At 34.5% G+C, this 23,580-nt stretch carries 17 protein-coding genes; 10 read left to right on the top strand and 7 right to left on the bottom strand.

The features are described 5' to 3' along the window. Positions 1-36: 36 nt before the first annotated feature. Complete coding sequence (locus B0A68_RS11395) at positions 37-198, bottom strand: DUF1328 family protein (protein WP_035688799.1); 162 nt, start codon at positions 196-198, stop codon at positions 37-39. A 372-nt stretch (positions 199-570) separates the two neighbouring features. Here B0A68_RS11395 and B0A68_RS11390 point away from each other — a divergent pair, with 372 nt between their 5' ends. The 7 genes from B0A68_RS11390 to B0A68_RS11360 all read left to right on the top strand — a co-directional run bounded on the left by B0A68_RS11390 (position 571) and on the right by B0A68_RS11360 (position 10,116). Further along, positions 571-2,841, top strand: a complete 2,271-nt coding sequence (locus tag B0A68_RS11390; RefSeq protein WP_035688796.1) for a glycosyltransferase — start codon at positions 571-573, stop codon at positions 2,839-2,841. A gap of 263 nt (positions 2,842-3,104) precedes the next feature. Continuing rightward, the gene (locus B0A68_RS11385) at positions 3,105-3,863 is read left to right on the top strand and encodes an MlaE family ABC transporter permease (protein WP_035688795.1); all 759 of its coding nucleotides are present in this window, start codon (positions 3,105-3,107) and stop codon (positions 3,861-3,863) included. A 1-nt stretch (position 3,864) separates the two neighbouring features. Next, positions 3,865-4,644, top strand: coding sequence for an ABC transporter ATP-binding protein (locus B0A68_RS11380; RefSeq protein ID WP_035688792.1), 780 nt, complete (start codon positions 3,865-3,867; stop codon positions 4,642-4,644). Between the two features lie 22 nt (positions 4,645-4,666). Further along, a complete protein-coding gene (locus B0A68_RS11375) occupies positions 4,667-5,503 on the top strand; it encodes an MlaD family protein (RefSeq protein WP_035688789.1) in 837 nt (278 codons plus the stop codon). Positions 5,504-5,606: 103 nt separating this feature from the next. Continuing rightward, complete coding sequence (locus B0A68_RS11370) at positions 5,607-8,435, top strand: AsmA family protein (protein ID WP_035688786.1); 2,829 nt, start codon at positions 5,607-5,609, stop codon at positions 8,433-8,435. Beyond that, positions 8,432-8,920, top strand: coding sequence for a low affinity iron permease family protein (locus B0A68_RS11365; RefSeq protein ID WP_035688782.1), 489 nt, complete (start codon positions 8,432-8,434; stop codon positions 8,918-8,920). Before B0A68_RS11370 ends, B0A68_RS11365 begins: the two co-directional genes overlap by 4 nt. Continuing rightward, positions 8,917-10,116: an NAD(P)/FAD-dependent oxidoreductase gene (locus B0A68_RS11360; protein WP_035688779.1), complete on the top strand. Its 1,200-nt coding sequence runs from the start codon at positions 8,917-8,919 to the stop codon at positions 10,114-10,116. Before B0A68_RS11365 ends, B0A68_RS11360 begins: the two co-directional genes overlap by 4 nt. A gap of 225 nt (positions 10,117-10,341) precedes the next feature. Here B0A68_RS11360 and B0A68_RS11355 read toward each other — a convergent pair whose 3' ends face one another. After that, entirely contained in the window at positions 10,342-11,292 is a 951-nt protein-coding gene (locus B0A68_RS11355) for a bifunctional helix-turn-helix transcriptional regulator/GNAT family N-acetyltransferase (RefSeq protein ID WP_035688776.1), read from the bottom strand. Positions 11,293-11,742: 450 nt separating this feature from the next. Continuing rightward, positions 11,743-12,768 carry a helix-turn-helix domain-containing protein gene (locus B0A68_RS11350; protein ID WP_035688773.1) on the bottom strand — a complete coding sequence of 342 codons (1,026 nt, stop codon included), beginning with the start codon at positions 12,766-12,768 and terminating at the stop codon, positions 11,743-11,745. A 196-nt stretch (positions 12,769-12,964) separates the two neighbouring features. On the opposite strand from B0A68_RS11350, the gene B0A68_RS11345 reads away from it, so the two are divergent. The 3 genes from B0A68_RS11345 to B0A68_RS11335 all read left to right on the top strand — a co-directional run bounded on the left by B0A68_RS11345 (position 12,965) and on the right by B0A68_RS11335 (position 15,276). After that, positions 12,965-13,450 carry a DNA-deoxyinosine glycosylase gene (locus B0A68_RS11345; RefSeq protein WP_035689456.1) on the top strand — a complete coding sequence of 162 codons (486 nt, stop codon included), beginning with the start codon at positions 12,965-12,967 and terminating at the stop codon, positions 13,448-13,450. A gap of 313 nt (positions 13,451-13,763) precedes the next feature. Further along, on the top strand, positions 13,764-14,198 hold the full coding sequence (locus tag B0A68_RS11340; RefSeq protein ID WP_035688771.1) for a DUF6526 family protein: 435 nt from the start codon (positions 13,764-13,766) through the stop codon (positions 14,196-14,198). A 163-nt stretch (positions 14,199-14,361) separates the two neighbouring features. Continuing rightward, the gene (locus B0A68_RS11335; RefSeq protein ID WP_035688769.1) at positions 14,362-15,276 is read left to right on the top strand and encodes a hypothetical protein; all 915 of its coding nucleotides are present in this window, start codon (positions 14,362-14,364) and stop codon (positions 15,274-15,276) included. Positions 15,277-15,429: 153 nt separating this feature from the next. Here the strand turns inward: B0A68_RS11335 and B0A68_RS11330 are convergent, their stop codons facing one another. The 4 genes from B0A68_RS11330 to B0A68_RS11315 all read right to left on the bottom strand — a co-directional run bounded on the left by B0A68_RS11330 (position 15,430) and on the right by B0A68_RS11315 (position 23,479). Continuing rightward, entirely contained in the window at positions 15,430-17,454 is a 2,025-nt protein-coding gene (locus B0A68_RS11330; RefSeq protein WP_051892845.1) for a glycoside hydrolase family 97 protein, read from the bottom strand. Positions 17,455-17,481: 27 nt separating this feature from the next. Continuing rightward, positions 17,482-18,726: a glycoside hydrolase family 71/99-like protein gene (locus tag B0A68_RS11325; RefSeq protein WP_035688767.1), complete on the bottom strand. Its 1,245-nt coding sequence runs from the start codon at positions 18,724-18,726 to the stop codon at positions 17,482-17,484. 198 nt (positions 18,727-18,924) lie between these two features. Then, positions 18,925-20,436, bottom strand: a complete 1,512-nt coding sequence (locus B0A68_RS11320) for a RagB/SusD family nutrient uptake outer membrane protein (protein WP_035688764.1) — start codon at positions 20,434-20,436, stop codon at positions 18,925-18,927. A 25-nt stretch (positions 20,437-20,461) separates the two neighbouring features. Continuing rightward, positions 20,462-23,479 (bottom strand): SusC/RagA family TonB-linked outer membrane protein, encoded by a 3,018-nt coding sequence (locus B0A68_RS11315; RefSeq protein WP_240475312.1) that lies wholly within the window; start codon positions 23,477-23,479, stop codon positions 20,462-20,464. Between the last annotated feature and the right edge of the window lie 101 nt (positions 23,480-23,580).

The raw sequence follows: 23,580 nt of genomic DNA, 5'->3' as shown, positions 1-23,580 counted from the left end.
GCGGCGCTTTTTGTTTTATAAGATTGATACTTACTGCTAGACTTTTGTTCTTCCGCTTATTAATGAAATAACAAATAACACTAAAAATATAAAGAATAAAACTTTTGCAATACTTGCAGCTCCAGCAGCGATTCCACCAAAACCAAAAATTCCAGCGATTATTGCAAGAATTATAAAGATGATTGTATAACGTAACATAATAATAATTTTTTTAATTTATAAATGTGACTATTCTAAGTCTGTTTGTTTGTATTTCAAAGTTCTTTTAATCTTACAAACCCGCTTAACTCAAAACATTTTTTTATTATCTCAATCAATTATAAATCAATATTTTACGATTTTCACAATTTCATTTTAGAGTTGTATAATTCCCATAAAAAATGCATTGAGTTAATTTTTTAGCCGATTGGATCAATTATAGCTCGATCTGTAAGGTAATTTTGAAATAATAATTTTGGAAGCAGCTGTATAACACGTTGTTATTAAGATGATCCATTATTAAGGAACTGCAAATGTTGCAGCATCTATAAGCCATAAAAAAATATTAACAGAATTAAAAAATATTCCCCCATGAAAACGATATCTAACAAATCAAAAATAGTTTTTCTATCCACTTTTCCACCAACACAATGCGGTATTGCAACTTATACACAAGATACTATTAAAGGTCTTACAGATGTTTATGGTAAATCTATTAGCTGTGAAATCTGCGAATTGGTTATTCAGCCAAAAGAAAATCCAACGCAGGCTTATACCTTAAATACAAAAGACAGAGAAGAATATGTAAAAATTGCAGAACAAATCAATCAGGATGAGGCTGTAAAGTTGGTGCATATTCAGCATGAATTTGGTTTGTTTGGAGGAAATTATGGTGATTATCTTTTAGATTTTCTAAATGCCTTACAAAAACCAGTTACATATACTTTTCATAGTGTTATTCCTAATCCAAATGACGAATTAAAATCACTTGTAAAATTACTATTGAGCTACAGCAAATCTGCCTTTGTGATGACAAATCAATCAAAAGAAATTTTGCTTAGAGATTATCAAATAGAAGAAGATGCAATTACGTGTGTACCTCACGGAACTCACATTGTGGTGTATGAAAAACCAGAGCATGCCAAACAAAAATTTAATATTCAGGACCGATTAGTTTTAGCAACTTTTGGACTTTTGGGTGAGGGAAAAAATATTGAAACCGGATTACAGGCATTGCCAAAAATTATTGAAAACACACCAAATGTCCTTTATTTAATTATCGGAAAAACACATCCAAATTTAATTATTGATGGTGTAGATTCATACCGAACAAAATTAGAAGCTATTGTTGAAGAGCTGAATATAAAAGATAATGTTCGTTTTATAAATGAATATCTTGATACAGATGATCTTTTGGATTATCTAAAAGCTGCAGATATTTATATGTTTACCTCTAAAGATCCAAATCAGGCTGTGAGCGGTACTTTTGCTTACGCAATGAGTTGTGCCTGCCCTATTGTAGCATCTAAAATTCCGCATACAAGAGAGGTTTTAACTTCTGATTCTGGAATATTAGTTGATATCGGAAATGTAGATCAATTTGCAGAAGCAGCGATTAAACTTCTTTCTGATGAAAATTTAAGAACAGAAATGGGAATTCAGGCATTTACAAAAATGCGCGCAACATCTTGGGAAAACGTAGGTATTACGCACATGAATACTTATAAAAAACTGATGGAAAATCCGTCAGACATTAAATACAGCTATCCTTCAATTCAGCTGAGACACATCAAAAAAATGACAACTGATTTGGGTATCATCCAATTCAGCAAAATATCAATTCCTGATCTGGAATCAGGATATACACTAGATGATAATGCGCGTGCGCTTGTTGCTTTCTGTATGCATTATAAACTAACTCAGGATAAAGAAGATCTTCCTTATATTTTGATTTATTTAGATTTTATATTAAGATGCCAAAAACCAAAAGGCGACTTTATAAACTATGTAGATCAGGAAAACAGAGAACATGTAGAACAAAATGCAGAAGTTAACCTGGAAGATTCTAATGCAAGAGCTATCTGGGCTTTAGGAACTGTTATTTCTATCTCGGATATTCTACCAGAAGCTATTACCAAAAAAGCATCAAAATGTTTCTTAAATTCATTAAAATGGGCAGAAAACATTCAGTCTCCTCGTTCTATTGGTTTTGCAACAAAAGGTATGTATTTGTATCATTCTACAGTTCCAAATTTGTATGTAGCAGCTATCATCAACAAATTAAACACCAAATTATTGGCTAATTATGAAGATCACGCTTCTAAAAACTGGAAATGGTTTGAAAATTATCTGACTTATGCCAACGGTATTCTTCCAGAATCTATGCTGTATGCTTATTTAATTACCAACAAACCTATTTATAAAAAAGTTGCTTTAGACTCGCTGGACTTTTTAATGTCTAAAATGTATATAGACGACAGCTTTAGAGTGATCTCTAACAACGGATGGTATCAAAAAGATGCAGAACCGGATCAATTTGGAGAACAGCCAATTGACGTTTCATACACTATTCAGACTTTGAATGCGTTTTACAATGCCTTTAAAACTCCAGAATACAAACAAAAAATGAAAACTGCTTTTAATTGGTTTTTAGGAAAAAATCATTTAGGACAAATTATGTATAACCCTGTAAGCGGAGGCGGTTATGATGGACTTGAAAAAGAAAATGTAAACCTAAACCAAGGAGCAGAATCTACTATTTGCTATCTTACTGCTCGTTTATTGATGGAAAACTTAAAGTTGTCTGAAGTAAAAGTAATACCACTAAGAAAATCTGCAGCAAATGTTGCAATCAATCTATAAACCATATTCTAACCAAATATTCTATTAATTCGGAAAAAGTCCCTTTTTATAAGGGATTTTTTTGTTTAATACTTTCCTGCGCAACGCAGCTTTATTTTATTTATTGTATCACATCGTGAAAATTATATAAGGTTGAAAAAAAATGGTGTAATGTTTTTTGCTTAGTCATAGGGTAACTTTAATATATAATTATAAGAAAATGTAAATCATGCTACACAATTGATTTTCAGATTTATAATTCCAAACCTTAAAACTAAAACACTTTGATTCTGAATTTAAAAAATACATTCGCACAAATTGGAGATGTAACTTTGTTTGCAAAAAGATTTTTTAAGGAGGTTTTTATCCCTCCTTATGAGGCTAAAGAGTTTTTGAAACAATGTTATATAATCGGTTACAAATCCCTTCCGTTAGTAGCTATTACCGGATTTATAATGGGTTTGGTGCTAACGCTTCAATCACGTCCGACGTTAGTAAAATTTGGAGCAGAAAGCTGGCTTCCGGGAATGGTGGCTCTTTCTTTAATTAGAGAAATTGCACCAGTAATAACAGCTTTAATCTGTGCAGGAAAAATTTCATCTGGTATTGGTGCCGAATTAGGATCTATGAAGGTAACAGAACAAATTGATGCCATGGAAGTTTCTGCTATTAATCCTTACAATTATTTAGTGGTAACCAGAATTTTAGCTTGTACGCTTATGGTACCGCTTTTGGTCTTCTTTGCAGACGCAGTGGGAATCCTTGGTGGTTATGTTGGAATCAACATTCACGGCGATGTTAATTTCTATCGCTTTCTTACTCAAATTATTCAGTCTCTGGGATTTTTAGATTTATTTCCAGCAACGATCAAAACGTTCTTCTTTGGATTTTTTATCGGAATGATTGGCTGTTATAAAGGATTTAATGCCGCAAACGGAACAGAAAGTGTGGGTAAAGCAGCAAATTCTGCTGTAGTTACCGCTTCATTGACCATATTTATTATTGATATGGTTGCAGTACAGATAACCGATTTATTTTTTTAAGATGATTAAAGAAAAAGAACATACAGAACCAAAATCTGAAGACACCAATCAAGGTCCGATAATCGAGATTATAGATTTGCATAAAACCTTTGGCGAAGACAATACGATCTTAAAAGGTGTAAATCTTACAGTAAACAAAGGAGAAGATTTAGTGATTTTAGGGCGTTCCGGTTCAGGAAAATCGGTAACCATAAAATGCATCGTAGGTTTAATAGAACCTGATCAGGGTGAAATTAAAGTATTTGGCGAAAATATACTGAATCTTTCAAAAGAAGAATTAAATGAGATGCGAGTCAAAATTGGATTTTTATTCCAAAGCGGCGCTTTATACGATTCTATGTCGGTGAGAGAAAACCTCTCTTTTACATTGCGAGCTCATAAAAGAGATTTAAGCGAAGAAGAAGTAGAAAGTGAAGTTATAGAAGCACTTGAAAGTGTTGGTCTTGGGGATGCCATTGATAAAATGCCATCGGAGTTATCGGGCGGAATGAGAAAAAGAATTGGTTTAGCACGCACGCTGATTTTAAAACCAGAAATCATTTTGTACGACGAACCAACGACAGGATTAGACACGATTACTTCCAGAGAAATCAGCGAATTAATCTTAGATATAAAAAACAAACAAAAAACGGCATCTATTATCATTACACACGATATGGCTTGCGCCAAAATGACTGCCGATAGAATTATGGTTCTTAAAGACGGCGTAATACATGCCGAAGGAACTTACGAAGAATTAGAAAAAGACGAAGACGAATGGGTGCGCTCATTTTTTGAATAAAGCAAAATAAATAATAGAAATCATGGAAAAGAAATCTGAATATACTTGGAAATTAGGAATGTTTGTATCAATAGGCTTACTGCTTTTTATCGTGGCAATCTATTTTATTGGCAAACAAAAAAATCTATTTGGGTCAACCTTTCATATCAGCTCACAATTTAAAACCGTAAGTGGTTTAGAAGTTGGAAATAATGTTCGTTTTTCTGGAATTAATGTCGGAACGGTCGAAGAGATTAAACTTATAAACGATTCTTCTGTAGTAGTCCGATTGGTTATGAAAGAAGATGTTCGTGAGTTTATAAAAACTGATGCCCGTGCCAGCATAGGTTCTGATGGACTTATGGGAGACAAAGTGCTTACTATTTCTCCTGGCGTTAAATCAACAAAAATAATTGAAGATAACGGACAGATTGCTTCTGTAGATGGAATTGAAATGCAGGACATAATGAAAAGTGTTAAGAAAAGCGTTGACAATGTAGGCGTAATTTCTGACGAATTAGCTATATTCAGTCATAGTATGAACAACGGAAATGGTGCGCTGGCACGATTAGTACGTGATGAAAATATGGCCAACAGCGTTTCTAAAACACTTTCTAATCTGGAAACAGGAACAAAAGGTTTTAGTGATAATATGGAAGCTGCAAAAAGTAACTTTTTGCTAAAAGGATACTACAAGAAAAAAGCAAAGGAAAAAGAAAAAAAACAAGAAGAAATAAAAGAAAAGAAAGAAGAGCAGAAAGAAAAAGAGGCTAAAGAAAAAGAAGCCAAAGAAAAAGCGCTTAAAGAACAAAAAGAAAAAGAAGAAAAACAAAAGGAGGAAGCTAAAAAAGCTCAGGCTGAAAAGGAGAAAAAGAACTAATGCCGCTGAAGACGTTCTTTTTGAAATGAAGAAGCTGCTTCCTCTTTTTTTAAATTAAAATCTATTTTCTATGGGTTAAGAATAACTTTTAAATCTATCATACATGCCAGTCACATTCAAACATACCGCCTTAAAAGTTTTAAAAATTTCAGGAATAGTAATAGCAGGAATTCTGCTGTTACTTTTTTTGCTTCCGTTAGTTTTTCCTGGAAAAATTGCATCCGAAGTAAAAAAAATTGCCAACGAGCGCCTGGATACAAAACTCGAGTTTTCGAATTCTAAACTTTCATTTTTTACTCATTTTCCGTCACTCACAGTTTCGCTTGACGATCTGTCCATGACTGGTTCTGCACCTTTTAGCAACGATACTTTACTAAAAGCGGAGCAAGTTGCCTTTGGAATTAACCTGAAAAGATTAATTTTTGACAACGAAGTAAAAATCAATAAATTATATGTTTCTAAAGCTGATATAAACATAATGGTCAACCAGAAAGGTCAGGCCAATTACAATATTTATGTCGCTCCCGAAGATCGAAAAGAAGATAAAAAAGATCCTAATGAACCAGAAGAAGGAACTGCAATAAAACTAGAACGAATTGATTTAGAAGATTGTAATGTTAGATATAATGATCGCTCTGCCAAAATAATGGTCGATGCAAAAGGATTTAATTATGTTGGAAAAGGCGATTTAAGCGAAGATATTTTTGACCTTAGAACAGATGCCAAAATTGACAAACTGGATTTCTTTTACGGTCAGACCGGCTATTTGAGACAAAAAGAAGTTCAAGCCGATCTAATTACGAGAATCAACACACATGCACTTTCCTTTATTCTTCAAAAAAATGAATTGCATATCAATAAACTGCCGTTAAAATTTACCGGATTATTTACCATTTTACGAGATGGTTATAAAATTAATATCAAGGCAGCATCAGAAAATACTACTGTAAAAGATTTGTTTTCTGTGATGCCTCCAGAATATTTGACCTGGCTGGACGAAACAGAAATTTCTGGCCGAAGTGATTTGATTTTTACTTTTAAAGGTGATTATAATGTGGCCAAAAAACTAAAACCAAATTTAGCTTTTAATCTAAAAATAAACGATGGCGCTATAAATTATCAGAATGCACCAGTTCCATTAACTGATTTTCAGATGGATCTGAACGCTATTATGCCTTCTCTGGACTTGGAACAGCTTTTGGTAAACCTAAGAACACTTAAATTTAAAGTTGGAGACAAAGATTATTTTACTGCGTATCTGCACAGTAAAGGTTTTAATGAAATGGATGTGAACGCCAGTATAAAAGGAGCTTTGGATCTAGCTGTTGTAGATGCAGCGATTGGTCTTAACACAGTAGATTTAAAAGGGCTTTTGAAAACCGATATTCAGGCCAGAGGTACTTTCAGCACTTCAAAAAAATTATTTCCAAAAACTATTGGCGGGATTTCACTGCGAAATGGCTGGCTGAAAACAGACTCCTACCCTAACCCAATTACCAATATTACTTTTATTGCTAATGTGCTTAATAAAGCAGGAACATTTAAAGATTTAATTGTAGCTGTTGCGCCTGCATCATTTGTTTTTGAAGGAAATCCAATGTATGTAAATGCCACACTTTCTGACTTTAGCGATTTAAATTACAATGCTAAAATAAAAGGAGAACTTAATGTTGGTAAAATCTATCAGGTCTTTTCGCAAAAAGGACTTGATGTAACAGGTTACGCAAAAGCAGATCTTTCCTTAAAGGGAAAACAAAGTTATGCCACAACCGGACAATACAACAAACTGGACAATAGAGGAACTATTATATTAAAAAACATAAAAGCAACTTCTGAACTTTTTCCGAAATCATTTTTTATAAAAGAAGGGAATTTTCGTTTTCAAAATGAAAAAATGTGGTTTGAGAAATTTTACGCTTCTTATGGAAAATCAGACTTTGATATAAACGGATATCTGCTTAACACGATTAACTATTTCTTAGAATCGCACGGAACTTTGAGCGGCGACTTTTCTATGAAATCGAATTTGATCAATGTAGATGAATTTATGGCGCTTAAAAAAGGAGATAATACAGATCGAAATATTGAGGTGCAGTATGCAAAAGAAGATCATCCAAAAATGAGCGGTGTTGTGATTGTTCCTAAAAACTTAAATGTAGGTTTAAAAGCAAACGTTAATAAAGTAGAATATAACGGTTTGGTTTTGAATAAACTTAACGGAAAAGTCGGCATAACAAAAGGAGGTTTTTATCTAGAAAATACCAATTTTGATATTATCGATTGTATTTTGGGAGTGAGCGCAACATACAAAGATGAATCGCCGACATCTGCGCATTTTGATGCTCATTTTACTGCCAAAGATTTTAGCGTACAACGAGCTTACAAAGAAATACCTATGTTTCATGATATGGTTTCTGCGGCAGAAAAAGCAGAGGGAATTATTTCTATAGATTATAAAATAAGAGGAGATTTAGACGGTAATATGGGACCCATTTATGAATCTCTAGACGGTGCAGGAACATTGAATCTGCGAGATGTAAAGGTAAAAGGACTAAAGTTATTTGATGGCATAAGCTCTAAAACCGGACAAGACGGATTGAGCAATCCTGACATGAAAGGCATCGAAATTAAATCATACATAGACAATAATCTAATTCATATAGAGCCATTTACATTTACTGTAGCAAGTTTTAAACCGACAATAAAAGGAACTACAAGTTTTGACGGGCTTTTGGATTTACGAATGAGACTAGGCTTGCCTCTATTCGGATTAATTGGTTTTCCGATCACAATAACAGGAACACATGAAGATCCTAAAATTAAAATATTCAGTAAAACGGGTAAAAAAATTGACGATGCTGTTTACGACGAAAAGAATAATAAAGTAATTCGAAAAGAAAAAGTCAGCAAAACAAATGAAAAATCCAAATGAAAACTAAAAAGCAGAACAGCAGTAATGCCTCTGAAAAATTCGCTTCAAAAGTATCCAAAGCAGCCGGAAGCACGACTGCTTTTATCGGAGCTTTTGTAATTGTTTTGGCTTGGGCCGTTTCTGGTCCCATCTTCAATTACTCTGAAACCTGGCAGCTCGTGATCAATACCGGAACAACAATAATTACTTTCTTAATGGTATTTTTAATTCAGAAAGCACAAAATAAAGATTCGCTCGCTATTCAGTTAAAATTAAATGAGTTAGTGGCTTCCAGTGAGTATTCCAGTAATAGTCTTGTAGATATAGAAAGCATGACCGAGGAAGAGATGATTATTGTGCAGAAATACTATCACAGGTTGAGCGAACTTTCTAAAAACGAGCAAAGCGTGCGAACATCACATTCTATTGCAGAAGCAGAAGACCAGCATGAACGCAAAAATAAAAAGAAGACCAAACCAAATAAAAAAAACACACCTAAGAAATGAAATTACGCTCGACAGAAACACTGTGGCCTCTAAAAAATGCCATGACAGCCAGTTATCCTTCGATAGACTCAGATCTAAATACAACCGTGTTAATTATTGGCGGAGGTATAACGGGAGCTTTAATTGCATATAAATTGATTAATGAAGGTAAAAAAATAGTATTGGTAGATCGTCGGGATGTTTCTAACGGCAGTACGGCAGCAAGCACTGCATTACTGCAATATGAGATCGACGTTTCCTTACATCAATTAGAAAAACTGAGAGGAACAGAATGTGCCGTGCACAGCTATAATAGCGGCAAAAAAGCCATTTTTGACCTTAGAAGTATTGTAGACACTATAAAAAGTGATTGCGATTTTGAATTTAAAAAGAGTATTTATTTTACAACCCTTAAAAAGAATATTCCGTTTTTAAAAAGCGAGTTTAAAGCTCGCGAGCAAAATGGTTTTGATGTTACCTGGCTGGGTAAGTATGAATTAAAAAACATGGGGCTCAATGCTCTCGCCGCGATAGAATCAAAAACTGCAGCAGTAATGGACCCGTATAAACTTGCAAATGATTTACTGATTTACTGCCAGAAAAAAGGAATGAAGATTTATGACCGCACCAATATTACCTCGATTCAGCATCAGAGAGGAAAATGCATTGCAGTTACCGAAAATAAACACACCATAACGGCTGATCACGTTGTACATTGCAGCGGTTACGAAAGTACTGAAACGATTGAAGAAAAAATAGTTGACTTAAAAAGTACGTATGTAATTGCTTCTGAAAGTATAAAAAATCTACCGGCTTCGCTCAAAAATTCGATTTTCTGGGATACTTCAGATCCTTATTTCTATTTTAGAACAACTGCTGATAACCGAATAATTATGGGTGGAGGCGACGAAGATTTTAAAGATTCAAAAAAGCGCGATAAATTAATGCCCAAAAAAGAAGTGTATCTCTTAAAACACTTTAAAAAAAAATTCCCCAATATTGATTTCAAATTAGATTATTCCTGGAGCGGGACTTTTGGAGAAACCAAAGACGGACTTCCGTATTTTGGGAAACCAGATCCTAAGAAAAATGAGCATTATGTATTGGGATTTGGCGGTAACGGAATCACCTTCAGCGTAATCGGAATGAATTCCATTTTAGATTCATTAGAGAATAAAAAAAATATTGATTTAGAATATTATCGATTTGGGAGATGATTTCTTTTCTAGGTTCAAAGAGGCAAAGGTTCAGAGGTACAAAGTTTAGCTCTGAACCTTTGCCTCTTTGACCTCTTAACCTTATTCAATTTTAGACTCATTAGAATTTTTAAAAAATTAGATACAAAGAAGCAAAGTGTCAAAGTTTGCCTTTAAACCTCTGCACCTTTGAACCTTTGCACCTCTTAACCTTAGAGCCTTAGAACCTTAGCATCTCAGAACCTTTTAAACAACCAACTCCATCTGGATATTACAGCGTTTATAAGGGGTTTCTAAGCCATAGACTTTTTCAAAACCTAATTTATAGTATAAATTTACTGCCGGTTTTAATATTGTATTACTTTCCAGATATATTTTTTTTGCGCCTAATTCTTTTGCTGCAGTAACAATTGTCTGCCCTAGAAGCCATCCAATATTTTTCCCTTGTGCTTTGGGAGAAACTGCCATTTTTGCCATTTCAAAGTCATAATCCGGATTATTCATCTTAATAAGCGCACAGACACCAACAGGTTCATTTTTATATAAAGCCATAAAAATTTTTCCTCCTTTGTCTAGAATATATGTTTCTGGATTATCCAAAGCTTTAAAATCTGCTTCTTCCATTTCAAAATAAGTCGAAATCCATTCTACATTCAAATTCTTAAAAGCTGTTTTATACTGAGGCTCATAAGCTACAATTTCTACATCTTTACTTTCCCGTTCCTTTTTCTGCTCGCTGACTCTTTTTAGCAATGATTTCTGCCCTAATAAGAATTCCCATTCTTCCAGTGCCGCCCAAAGATTATGTTTAGATTCTGTAATCAAATCTTCAACTGCTCGTTTTACATCATCACATTGTTGGGCAATATTTTTTGATATTAAGACGCCTTTCTCTGTCAAAACTACATTGTTTTTACGTTTGTCATCTGTCTTTAAGCTTTCCTGGACCAAACCTGCAGCAGCCATTTCCCTGATTATTTTACTGACAGACGGCTGAGAATGACCTATTTCGTTTGCAATTTCTGTAATTGTAATTTCTCGTTCTTCTGCAAGCGTATAAAAGACAGGAAACCATTTGGGTACAAAGTCTACTCCATACAACTCATAAATTTTAGATGCATCTTCTGTAACTATAGCTGTCATCAACCGCAGACGGCTTCCTAAAGCAGCTTTTCCAACTTTATTAAAAAATTCCATAAATAATTAATTATATAACCAGTTATGCAAATATATAAAAAAAATCTTTTTTTTACAAAAAGATTTTTTTTAGGGACAGAGGTTTAAAATGTAAAGTTACAAATGCTTAAACTTTGATACTTTTCTTTTTGAACCTTTGTGCGTATATATATCATGCTCTAATAGCTAACGACATTACTTTTTTTTGAAGATACTGAGGTGCTGAGTGGCTAAGATTCTAAGGTTTTCTTTAGAATTATAATTTTACCTTGCACATGTTCTATTTAACTATTTATTTTTTTTAGAAACTAAGATTCTAAATTTGGAGCCTCAAGTTTTCACTTAGAACCTCAGCGACTTAGAACCTTAGCATCTTGTATATATCTTGCTTAAAAGCTAGCGACTTTATTTTTTTGAACTACATCGGTACAAAGTTTTAAACCTTTGCCACTTTGTTCCTGTGAACCTATATTAAGCTGTTATAGCCAGTGAATTCAAATTAAACTTGTACTCTTTTGGACTGCAGTTAAATTTTTGTTTAAAGATTTTAGAAAAATAACTTCTGCTTGTAAAACCAATGCAATAAACGATTTCTGATATATTCAAATCTGAAGTTCTAATTAATATTTCAGCTTTTAGAACTCTCATATGTGTAATATAATCGTTAACCGTACGGTTATGAATCATTTTAAAACCTTCCTGAAGTTTATTTGGAGATAATCCAGATCTTTTACTTAAAGATTTTATGGTAAAAGCTTCTTCAGGATTTGCTTTTATAAATTCTGAAAGCTCTTTTATTTCCTCCATTTCTCTAAGAGTAAGGCAATTGGTTTCTTTTTCGAAAGAATTCAAATCGTCTGCGTGCTGCTGCATTTCCATTGCCAGAATAATTCTCAAAATACCTTCTTTAAGAAGATTTCTAACAATTCCAGTTTGTGTTACAGCATTGAGCTGCTCAATTTTTTCAGCTATTTTTAAATTATAAGAACCTACATAAAAGAAATCATTAGGAAGATTTCGCTCAAAAAATGTTTCTTTTACTTTTTGATTCAAAGAATGCATCTGGTTTTGAGGATCACTTTGAGTGCCTACAATAATCAATGTAAATTTGGTTTTCTTATTCTTATCAAAAAACAAGACATTATCGGCATTATGTTTAGAAGAAACTATCGCAGTCTGAAATGTCTGCAGTTGATGTTCCTCTCCTTTAACGCCAAAACTATGCGCCAGATTTCCTTTAGAACAATAAGCAAAATAAATTGGTGAAGACTTTAAGTTCAAGATATCCATACGAACATCTGCCGAAAAAGTCATATCAAATTCTACATACGATATATTATCATTAAATGAAGCCCCGACAATAGAGCCAGTGGCAAAACTATTATCTACTTCAAGCGCATATTCATCTAAATCAAAAGTTACTTTGCCGCCGAAGTTTCTATTCAATTCCTCAAATATATTCTGAGTTTTCTCTGTATTTATGGTAACGATTTTCATTTTGACTGACTTTAAATTTAAACTTTCTGAATGCAGATTTAATCAAATATGTAGTATCTTGTATACTCCTGAAATCTGAAATTCAAAGTTCGTCTAATCGTAAAGCAAGAATGTTATATAATTTTTCGTTTTTGTTTTATAATTCTCAATGTTGATAATTTTTAACTCAATTAAATTTTTTCTTAATCCATTTAAAATGAAAAGCTTCTCATTCGCTCCTATAGCACCTCAAAAAGCCTCTATATTAATATTAGGTACAATGCCTGGGACAAAATCATTAGAATTGAATCAATATTACGGACACAGTCAGAATAATTTTTGGAAATTTATGTTTGCCATTCTTAAAGAAGATTATGCTACAGATTACGAAACCAGAAAAGCATTATTAGATAAAAATAATATCGCATTATGGGATGTATTGCAGCACTGCGATCGCGTTGGGAGTTTAGACAGTGCTATTAAGAATGAGATTGCCAATAATTTTGAGAATTTTTTAGAAGAACATCCTCATATTAAAACGATATTCTTCAACGGACAAAAAGCAGCTGCCTTTTTTAAGAAATATGTGCAGCTCAAAAAACCGTATACTTTAATTACACTTCCCTCTACAAGTCCCGCAAATGCATCAAAAACATACCAGTCAAAACTAGAAGAGTGGATGATTATTGGCACAATTAAATAGTTTACAGCCTATTATAATAAATTTAAAAACTGGAATAAAAATCTGACATTGAAATAATGTAACATTTTCGATTTATAATATAACAAGAAGCATGTACTGTTAATATAATTTTACATCAAAGAAATGAAGGCCGATAGATGAAAGATTTTATGCGTTACGAAAGGCTTTTTTAAATTCAATCAGACTAAGAAAAACCGTAAAGGTTTCTATTATAACAGCAACATTGGTTATGTTAGTTTATTTTTGGGAAAAAGCTATTCTATATCTATAGGGTAGCTTTGTTTTTTTTATAGCTTTACCTAAAAAAAACATTATGAAAATACAAAATTACAGCAACCACATTCGGTTCTATCCACCTCATCATTTTATCTACTATCCTATTTTGAGTCTTTTTATTGGAGCAAGTATTTATTTTGCAGTTACCTCAGACGAACAGCTGATATGGTCATTTATCAGTGTTGGTTTTATCTTTTTATTTGTTCTCGCTTTTATGCTTCGTCAGCATTATTCGTTGATTTTACAAAATCGCATCGTTAGACTGGAGCTTCGCTATCGTTATTTTACAATAACCGGAAAAAGATTGGAAGAATTTGAATATAAATTAACAGACGATCAATTATTTGCTCTCAGATTTGCACCAGACAATGAACTAATTGAGCTAATCGAAGACACTCTAAAAAACAATTTAACCGGAGACGCGATAAAAAAAGCAATTGTGCACTGGAGAGGAGATTATAACAGAGTTTAGATTTTTAACTTTGGACTTTGGACTTTCAACTTTCAACTTTCAGACTAAAAAAAACACAACTTACTGAAAAACAGAATAATAAACACATAAAAAAGCAAATAAACGTTTTTTTTTGTTAACTTTAATTGATATTTAGCAAAGGCAGAATTTAAAATTAAACGATATGAAAAAATTATTTTACTTTTTGACAGTTTCTTCGATCTGGTTTTCATCAAATGCACAAACTGTTGCCGAAATTAATCTAAATGACAGCTTGGTCTCACTTCAAACTCCATATAACTTTGAGCAAGAGAATTATTCAGACGATTTACCTTGGCACGGAAGACGTTTTAAAGTAAGTGCCGGAGGTTTTTTTCCGGTAAATAATACCAACGTTCAGATTGGCACTAATAACGGAAGCGCTGGAACTCAAATCGATCTTGAAGACGATTTAGGATTCTCAAAATCCAGTTCTTCATTTATAGCTGCTTTTGAATGGCGTATTTCACGAAGATCCAGATTGGGCACAGAATATTTTGTTTTAAACAGAAGCGCAAGCAAAACTTTACAAAAACAAATCGATTTTAAAGATCATACTTATTATATAAACACAAGAGTTACATCCTTTTTTGATGTTCAGATTGCCCGAATCTATTATGGGTATGCCTTCTTATCTAAACCCAAATATGAAGCCGGATTATTGATTGGCGCGCATGTACTTTTTGGAGATTTGGGTCTGCGTGTAGATGCAAATCAGGCTAGTTTAGAATACAAAGATAATTTTAACTTTACAGCACCACTTCCTGATATAGGAATTTGGGGAGAATTTGTATTAGGAAAACGTTTTGGTCTGTCTGTAAATGCTAATTATTTGTCTGTCAAAGTAGATGATATCAGCGGGAGAATTGTAAGTTATAATTTGTCTCTTCTATATAATGTGTATCAAAACTTTAGTCTAACGGCAGGATATACGGGCTTAAATTTTAGAATAGATGACCATGAAGAACGGGTAAACGGATTCTTAAAATGGGGCTACAATGGTCCGAGCATTACGGCCACCTATGCTTTTGGAAATCATGTGAAATTATATAAACATTAGTTTTTTTTTAAAGGTACTGAGGCACTAAGGTTCAAAGGGACAAAGGTTTTTACTTGAAATTTAAAAATAAACCCGATAACTATAAACGCTATCGGGTTTGAAACTTGAAACCTGAAACCTAAAACCTAAAACCTGAAACTTCAAACAAAAAACTTATTTCTCGATTAGAGAAAATTTAATCGCAGTTCCTCCTCCTGGTGCGAGTTTTATATCTAAAACTGTTTTATTATTTACTTTTTGTTTTGAGATTTTTACCGGATACGGATTTGTTTTATAGTTGGCTCCTGCTCCATCTGCATAAATTTCTGCTTCGTACTCTTTGTCTTTATCTAAAAACGAAAGTATTACTTTTAGATCTCGTCCATTTCTATTTGTTATAGAACCTAAATACCAGTTTTTTTCATCCCAGTCTTTACGCACAATTGTGGTATATTCTCCAATTTTAGAGTCTAAAATTTTGGTATCCGACCACGTGCACGGAACATCTTTTATAAATTGAAATTCGGGTTTTCCTTCATAATTTTCAGGCAGATCTGATGCCATCTGCATCGGACTGAAAATAATGACATACAATGCCAGCTGATTGGCCAGAGTCGTTTGTACTCTTGCGCCAGAAGGTGTTTTATAATCAAAATTGAAATTGCCCGGTGTATAATCAAATGGTCCTGACAGCATTCTGGTAAAAGGCAGAGTTGTTAAATGTTCCGGAGTATTGCCTCCGTCTGCAGACCATGCATTGTATTCTTGTCCTCTCCCGCCCTCTTGTGACATAAAGTTTGGATAAGTACGCTGAATCCCCGTTCCTTTCATCGGTTCGTGGTTGTCAATCATAATATGATATTTTGCAGCCGTTTCAATTACCTTTCTATAATGACGTGCTCCGTATTGGCTGTCGTGCCATTCTTTTTTATCTAAAAATTTATTTACATAACCCGTTTTAACCGAGTTTACGCCCATTTTCTGATACAGTTTAAAAGCATCTTCCAATTGGTTTTCGTAATTTTTTGTTGCTCCTGCCGTTTCGTGATGTCCTATTAATCGAACATTTTTCATAGCGGCATATTTTGTAATTTCTTCCAGATTAAAATCCGGATAAGGTTTTACAAAACTAAAAGCAGATCCGTCTGCAGTCCAGTCTCCGTCCCAGCCCTCGTTCCAGCCTTCGACCAAAACACCATCAAAATTATTTTTTGCCGCAAAGTCTATGTATTCTTTTGTATTCTTAGTTGTTGCACCATGTTTTGCTCCCTGTCCCCAAGTAAATTTTTCTAAATGCATTCCCCACCAGATTCCAATATATTTAGACGGCGTAATCCATGACAAATCTTCAATTTTTGAAGGTTCATTTAAATTCAGCATTATAGTCGAAACTGCAACATCCCCCGGTGTTTTACCTACAACGATAGTACGCCAAGGTGTTTTAAAGGGTGTTTCTGCATATACTTTTACACCATCTGCCCACGGCACCAAATCGCTTTTATATTGTTTGTCAGATGTTTTTAATAAAGTCATTGATGCAAAATCAGTTAGATTTGCTTCGTGAATTGCTACATACAATTTGTCTTTTGTTTCAAAGGTTGCCGGCGTATTAATTGTATCTGTTTTGCTCATTAAGGTTTTGCGGTATTCACTTTCGTAATAACTGTTTTCGCGATGTACGGGAATCCACCATACGTCATTATTGTCTTTAAAAGTGAACTGCGTTATTTCATTAGAAATTTTTACTTTTCCTAAATGAGGCTGTTTTGGAAATTCATATCGAAATCCTAAACCATCATCAAAAACCCTGAAAATAATATCTACTAAACGTTCTTCTCCGGCAGATTCCTTCAAATGAACAATTAATTCATTGTGATGATCTCTTACTTTTTTGAATTCGCCCCAAGGCTGTTCCCAAGTTTGATCAGCTGTTTTTTCTTCGGTGGAAACCACTTCAAAACCATCCGTCATTTTCTGAATTTCCTGAAATTCAAATCCCAGCAGAGAAGGCTCTATAACTGATTTTCCGTTGGATAAAAAGCTGTATTGAGGCTGACCAGAAGATGTTAATTCAAAAACTAATTCTAATTTTTTATCAGGAGAATTTATTTTATATGTTTTTTTGGTTTTAGTACTGCAGGCAAAAATCAGCATTAAGGCAAGTGTAATCAGGCAGTATCTATATCTTATGTTTTTCATTATTTAATTGTATTAATTACAACTTCCTTATTTAATTTCGCTTAATAATTGTTTTGCTTTTACAGACTGCATCGAGACAAAATAATTAAAAACCTGATCTAATTTTTTCTGGGCATCGGCATTTCCTTTTTTCTGCAGACGTAAATCGTATAATTTACTAATGTCCGGAAATACATTTTCGGTATTTTTAACTCCGGCAAATGCTTTTACTTTTTCGATATAGGAATAGCCAAATTCTACTGTTGGCTCAAACATTGTACCTTCGCCAAAGTCATTCCAGGTAATTAACTGCAGGTAATTGAGATTTGCATTTTTGGCCAAAGCCAGCGTTTCATCAAGTGTTGCGCCATTGTTGTGCGGAATATTCCAGCCAATTGCGGCACCGCCTCCTCCCTCTGCATAAAAATCTTTAAAACCGGGATAAGCACTGCCTATTGCAACAGAAAGTTTTGGTTTTGTATTGGTATAAAAATTTGTTAGAAAACTGTTGTCTTTATAAACCCAGGCGTATTCTCCAGAGGCATTTGCTCCGGCTTCTACCGACTGATCCCAAAGTGTAACAAAGGCAGGTTTTGTGGTAAGAGTATTAAAAACGTTTGTCCATTCTGCAGGTGTCTGCAATACGATTGGTCCAAAATTTAATAATAAAGGTTTTCCGTTTACTTTGATGTAATTGGCATCATTAAAACAATTTTTCTCTAAGTATGCTAAATCTGTTTTGGCAGCGCTGGTCACAGAAATTGCTTTTCCGGCATTTACCACATTTGTTGTTACGCGGTCTTCGTAAACAATAGCATACTCGAGACCAACTTTGTCCAGCATTGCAATAAGCTGTTCTGTATTTTCTTTTACCATTCGGTAATCGTTTACATCATAAGTTCCGTACCAGTCGATCAAAACACCATCAATTCCAGAATATTTCATCAACAATAAATGATTTTCAATCACATTTTTATCTCCAGAATGATATGGACCAATTAAAGGATAATAATAAGCTGCAATTTCTCTTCTGTTGTTTGCACCAATATTATTCGGATTTTTGTTTGCCATTGTCCAGTGGTATCCCCATTTTTTATCGGCGGCACTTTCATTGGTTTCAAACCATGGCATGTAATGAACATAAATTTTGGTGGTGTTGGTCTTTTCGATCGCAATAGGCTGAACTGTTTCCGGCTCTGTTTGATTTTCTGAACCTTTGTCATCACTGCTGCAGCCAGAAGCGATTAAAATGTTCAGTATCCCAAAAAACAATAATGTGATATATCTTTTCATTTTAATTGATATTTACTTTTTAATAAAAATTGCTTTTAAACATTTTAACACATAGGCACATAGTATTCAAACTCAAAAAAAGGCGCTTCACTTTTATTATCAAACACAGCATTGAGTATAGTACTGTTGATTAAATATGTTTAAAAAACATATCAGCCTTCCACGACTAACCAACATGGAAGACTGACATTTAGTAACCTAATTTACAGGATACCCAGGATTTTGTTTTAGATTTTTATTTGTAGTTAACACGGTACTTGGAATAGGAAAAACAGCTTTATATTGTTCTGTAGCGCCTTTTTCCCACCATGGAAGAAAGAAGGTTCCAAATCTGATGTTGTCGGTTCTTCTTCTGCCTTCAAAAGTAAATTCTTTAAGCAGTTCCTTATCTATAAAAGCCAGATCAATTACGGCAGGCATTTCTTCTCCTGCACGTGTTGTAATCTGCTGTAAAAATGGTTTTGCCAAATCCGGAGAACCTAAACGTACGTAACATTCTGCCTGCATCATCAGGATTTCGGCATAACGAATCAGTACAAAATCATGATCGCGTTCCCAGTTTTCTCCAGCTTTCATTTCGTATTTTCCTAAACGAACTCCTTCATTTTCTTTGGCATCGGCCAAACTTGTGAGGTTTTCTGTGTACGAAAGCGGTTCTCCGTTATCCATAATAATTACAGAACCTGTTGCAAGATTGATCTGATCTCCGGCAACCATACATTTTCTTCTTTTATCTGTTGCAGCAAAAGCCGAATACACTCCGGGTTGAGCACACATTCCGTTGGCGCTCCAAGGATAATTTCCTGTTGGAGAAACGGTCAGTTTATGCAGATAATGACACGACATTGAGTTCATATAATTACCAACTGTTCCTGCTTTTGAGTCGTATGGAATAGCAAAAATAATTTCGCTTGACGTTTGATTCTCTGTTGCAAAATTGGTGAAGAAATCGGGTGTTAAAGTATAACCCGAAACTTTCTGGCACATATCTAAACAGTCCTGCCATCTTGCGGTCCCGATAAAAGCCTGAGAATTAAGATACAATCTCGCTAATAGCGAATACGCTACATTTTTTGTTAGTTTGGAATACACAACATTTGAATTTAAGTGCGGAATTGCATCTAACAATTCTTTCTCTACAAAATCATAAACCTGTTTTCTGGTAGAATTTGATGGTAAATCCAGATCTTCAAAATTGGTTACAATCGGCACATTACCAAACATATCCAGAAGATTGTAATAGTAATAGGCTCTTAATGCTTTCAGCTCAGCATAAATGGGTGCTTTTGCCTGCGTTGTCAACGACGATTTATCAATTTGGTAAATGATCGAATTTATTTTGGCAATTCCGGTGTAGTTGTAACGCCATGCCGAAAGAATCATTCTGTTATCTGCTTTCCAGGTGTGTTTCTGTGCATCCTGATATTGCCCTCCGTCGTACCAGTTTGTTCCTCTTGTTGGTATTGTAGCTTCGTCTGACACTACTTCATTTAAAAAGAAAACATATTCGCAAGTTGGAAAATTGTTTGAGATTGCATCGCTGAAACCTCTCAGAGAAGAATAAGCGCCGCCTACAAGCGCATCAATTTCTTTTGGCGTATTTCCAAAATTGCCATCTTCTACTTTATCATATAAATCTTCATTCAAATCTGTACATGATACTGTAAAAAGCATGCTTATGAGTATCGCTGCTGTTATTTTGATTTTCATTTTTTATATTTTTGAGTTAATTCGCTTAATTATTCAGCGTAAAATTTAATCCAACAGAAATCGTAGTCGGACGAGGATAATTATTATATCGGTCAATTCCGGGAGCTGCAAGTCCCGTAAGATCCATTACGCCCGTTTGGTTTATTCCGTCCTGAGCATTTAGACCTATTTCCGGATCAACACCTTTGTAGCTTGTCAGTACAAAAAGATTTTCTCCCATTACATACATTCTTATTTTTGAACCTTTATATTTTAGCGGTAAAGTATACCCCAGCGAAAGGGTCTGCAGTCTAAAGAAAGAAGCGTCTTCGATCCAGTAACTTGAATATTTTGGAGACGAAGTAATACCGCTGTTTAAGAAATCATCCGGAACGTTGAACGCTGGTAATCTGTTCGGATCGTTTAACATCATATTGGTAGCATTTAATGCTTTCTGACCAAACATTCCGTATCCTGAAATTCCAAGATCAAAATTTCCATAAGTAAAATTCATTCCGATACCTAAAGTCAAATCCGGCTGAATATTTCCTAAATCTTTTTTATCTGCATCAACCAGCACGCCGTCCAGTACTTTTTCTCCTGCAGCATTATAGTACAGCATTTTTCCGTCGGCATCTAACCCAGCGCTTTGAAAACCCCAAAAAGTTCCCACAGGATAACCTTCTGCAATTACTTGCGAATATTGTCCAGACATTCCAGCAAGTCCGTGCAGCGATCCGCTGTAGATTACATCTGTTTTATAAGTTGGGTTTGAAAGTTTTTCTATTTTCTGAACGTTGTGTCCTAAAGTCAGATTAGCATCCCATGTAAATTTATCTCCTTTAATGATGTCTGCGTTTAAGGTAAGCTCAATTCCTTTATTAGACATTTCTCCTACGTTTGCCAGCATATTTCCAACTAAATAAGGAGGCTGAGGAACTTCATAAGTATATAATAAATCTTTTGTGGTTTTAGAATACCACTCAAACGAACCTGATATTCTGTTAAAAAGGCTGAAATCTACACCAATATTAAGCTGCTGCGTTGATTCCCATTTTAAATCAGGATTTGGATTTTGTTTTGGTGAATAAGCCAGACTCCAAGTTTTGGTAACCGGATCGTAATAACTGTCGTTGCCGACTCCTAAAATAGAAAGCGATTTGTACTCTCCAATTCCGTCCTGATTTCCTGTAACTCCATAACCAACTCTAATCTTCAAATTATCTAACCAATCTTTTGATGAGCTCATAAATTCTTCGCTTGAAATCTTCCATGCAGCAGAAGCAGATGGAAAAGTTCCCCATTTGTTATTTTCTCCAAAACGGCTTGATCCGTCACGTCTTACCGTAGCTGTCAAAAGATATTTTCCGTCGTAAGAATAGTTGGCACGGGCAAAAAACGAAACTAAATTTGATTTTCCTTTATAAGAATACACATCGCCCAAACGATAATTATAACCGGCACCCAGATTATTATAACTGAAAGCGTCTGTTACAAAACCGCTTCTCTGCGCTCCAAAACCCTGATAAATATTTTCAAAATAAGAATATCCAGCCAAAGCACCAATAACATGTTTGTCTAAAGTTTTATTATAATTTACAAAAACTTCGCCTTGTGCATTGGTATACTCTTCGTATTTTTTTTGCGCATAACCGTCTTCTGTTCTTCCTTCCATAACGGCATAAGATGGTTTGTATGTACTTCCTTTTACCGCATTATGCTCCAAAGAAATATTTGCAGACGCCATAAAGTCTTTGAGGAATTTTACTTCGGTTTTAAAATACCCTAAAAGTCTGTGTCTTTGGTTATCTACAGTTCTGTTGGTTAAAATCTCAACCGGATTTTCGTAAATATTACCGCTTACAGAAGAAAAATTTCCATTTGCATCATAAACCGGAATTGTCGGATTTAAATTATATACACGTTCAAAAATTCTATAATCTATCGGATTCCATTTGTCAATATTGGCAAACAAACCCATATCAAATTTTACATCTTTATTATCTCCAAGATATTGATAGGCACTCACATTACCACTAATTCTTTCTAAACCGGATTTCTTAATTACTCCTTCATTATTCAAATATGAAATTGAAGTTCTAAAACCACTGTCTGCTTTACCAGAATTAATACTTAAAGTGTGTGACTGAGAAATAGCAGTCTGCTCTACCGCTTTCTGCCAATTTGTATTGCCTCCATAATCAACAGCATCTGCATTTCCGGTCTGGCGAACATAGCCTCTCCATTGGTTGGCTGACAACAGATCTAAATTATCCGCAACGTAACCAACACTTGATAAACCGCTGTATACTACAGAAACGCCTTTGGTTCCCGATTTTGTGGTAATAATAATTACTCCGTTTGCTCCTCTGGAACCATAAATTGCCGTTGCAGATGCATCTTTTAAAACATCTACCGATTTAATATCAGAAGGCTGTACAATATTAATATCTACTCCCGCGATTCCGTCAACTACAATAAGCGGACTGTTGCTTGCAGTCAAAGAAGTACCTCCGCGCAGGCGTATGGTTGCTCCGGCAGAAGGATCTCCAGAAGGACGAATGATATTTAAACCCGCCACTTTTCCCTGCAAAACCTGTTCTGTAGAAGAAATTGTTCCTTTTACCAGATCATCTGCTCCAACGGTAGAAATTGCACCTGTTAAGTCCGATTTTTTTACTTTTCCGTATCCAACAGAAACAACCTGTACTTCTGCCAAAGCATACCCATCATTCTGCAGGCGAACATCAAGATTTGATGCAGATGCTGTAATCTGTATTTTCTGAGTGGTTGCTCCAATAAAAGAAACTTCAATGGCACCTCCTACAGCTACCTGCAGCGTAAATTTTCCGTCAAAATCTGTCGAAGTTCCATTTTTGGTTCCAGCTTCCATAACAGAAGCTCCGGGCAATACATTTCCAGTATTGTCATAAACGGTTCCTGATACCTGCTTTTTTCCCTGCGCAAAAATTCCGGCAGAAAGAAAAAGCATGGCAATCATCAATACCGCCGATTTAGCAGTCCACATTTGATGCAGGACTTTTATTTTATTTTTACTATTCATATGTAGTTATTTATTGTTTTTTATCGGTCATATGTAATTCGCATATCCACTGTCAGCTGTTATGACCACTTTTTGAGTTATGCTCATTTCATTAAAATTGG

It is taken from the genome of Flavobacterium reichenbachii (assembly GCF_002217435.1).
Classification (GTDB): Bacteria; Bacteroidota; Bacteroidia; order Flavobacteriales; family Flavobacteriaceae; genus Flavobacterium; species Flavobacterium reichenbachii.
This window is presented reverse-complemented; position numbering and strand designations above follow the sequence as displayed.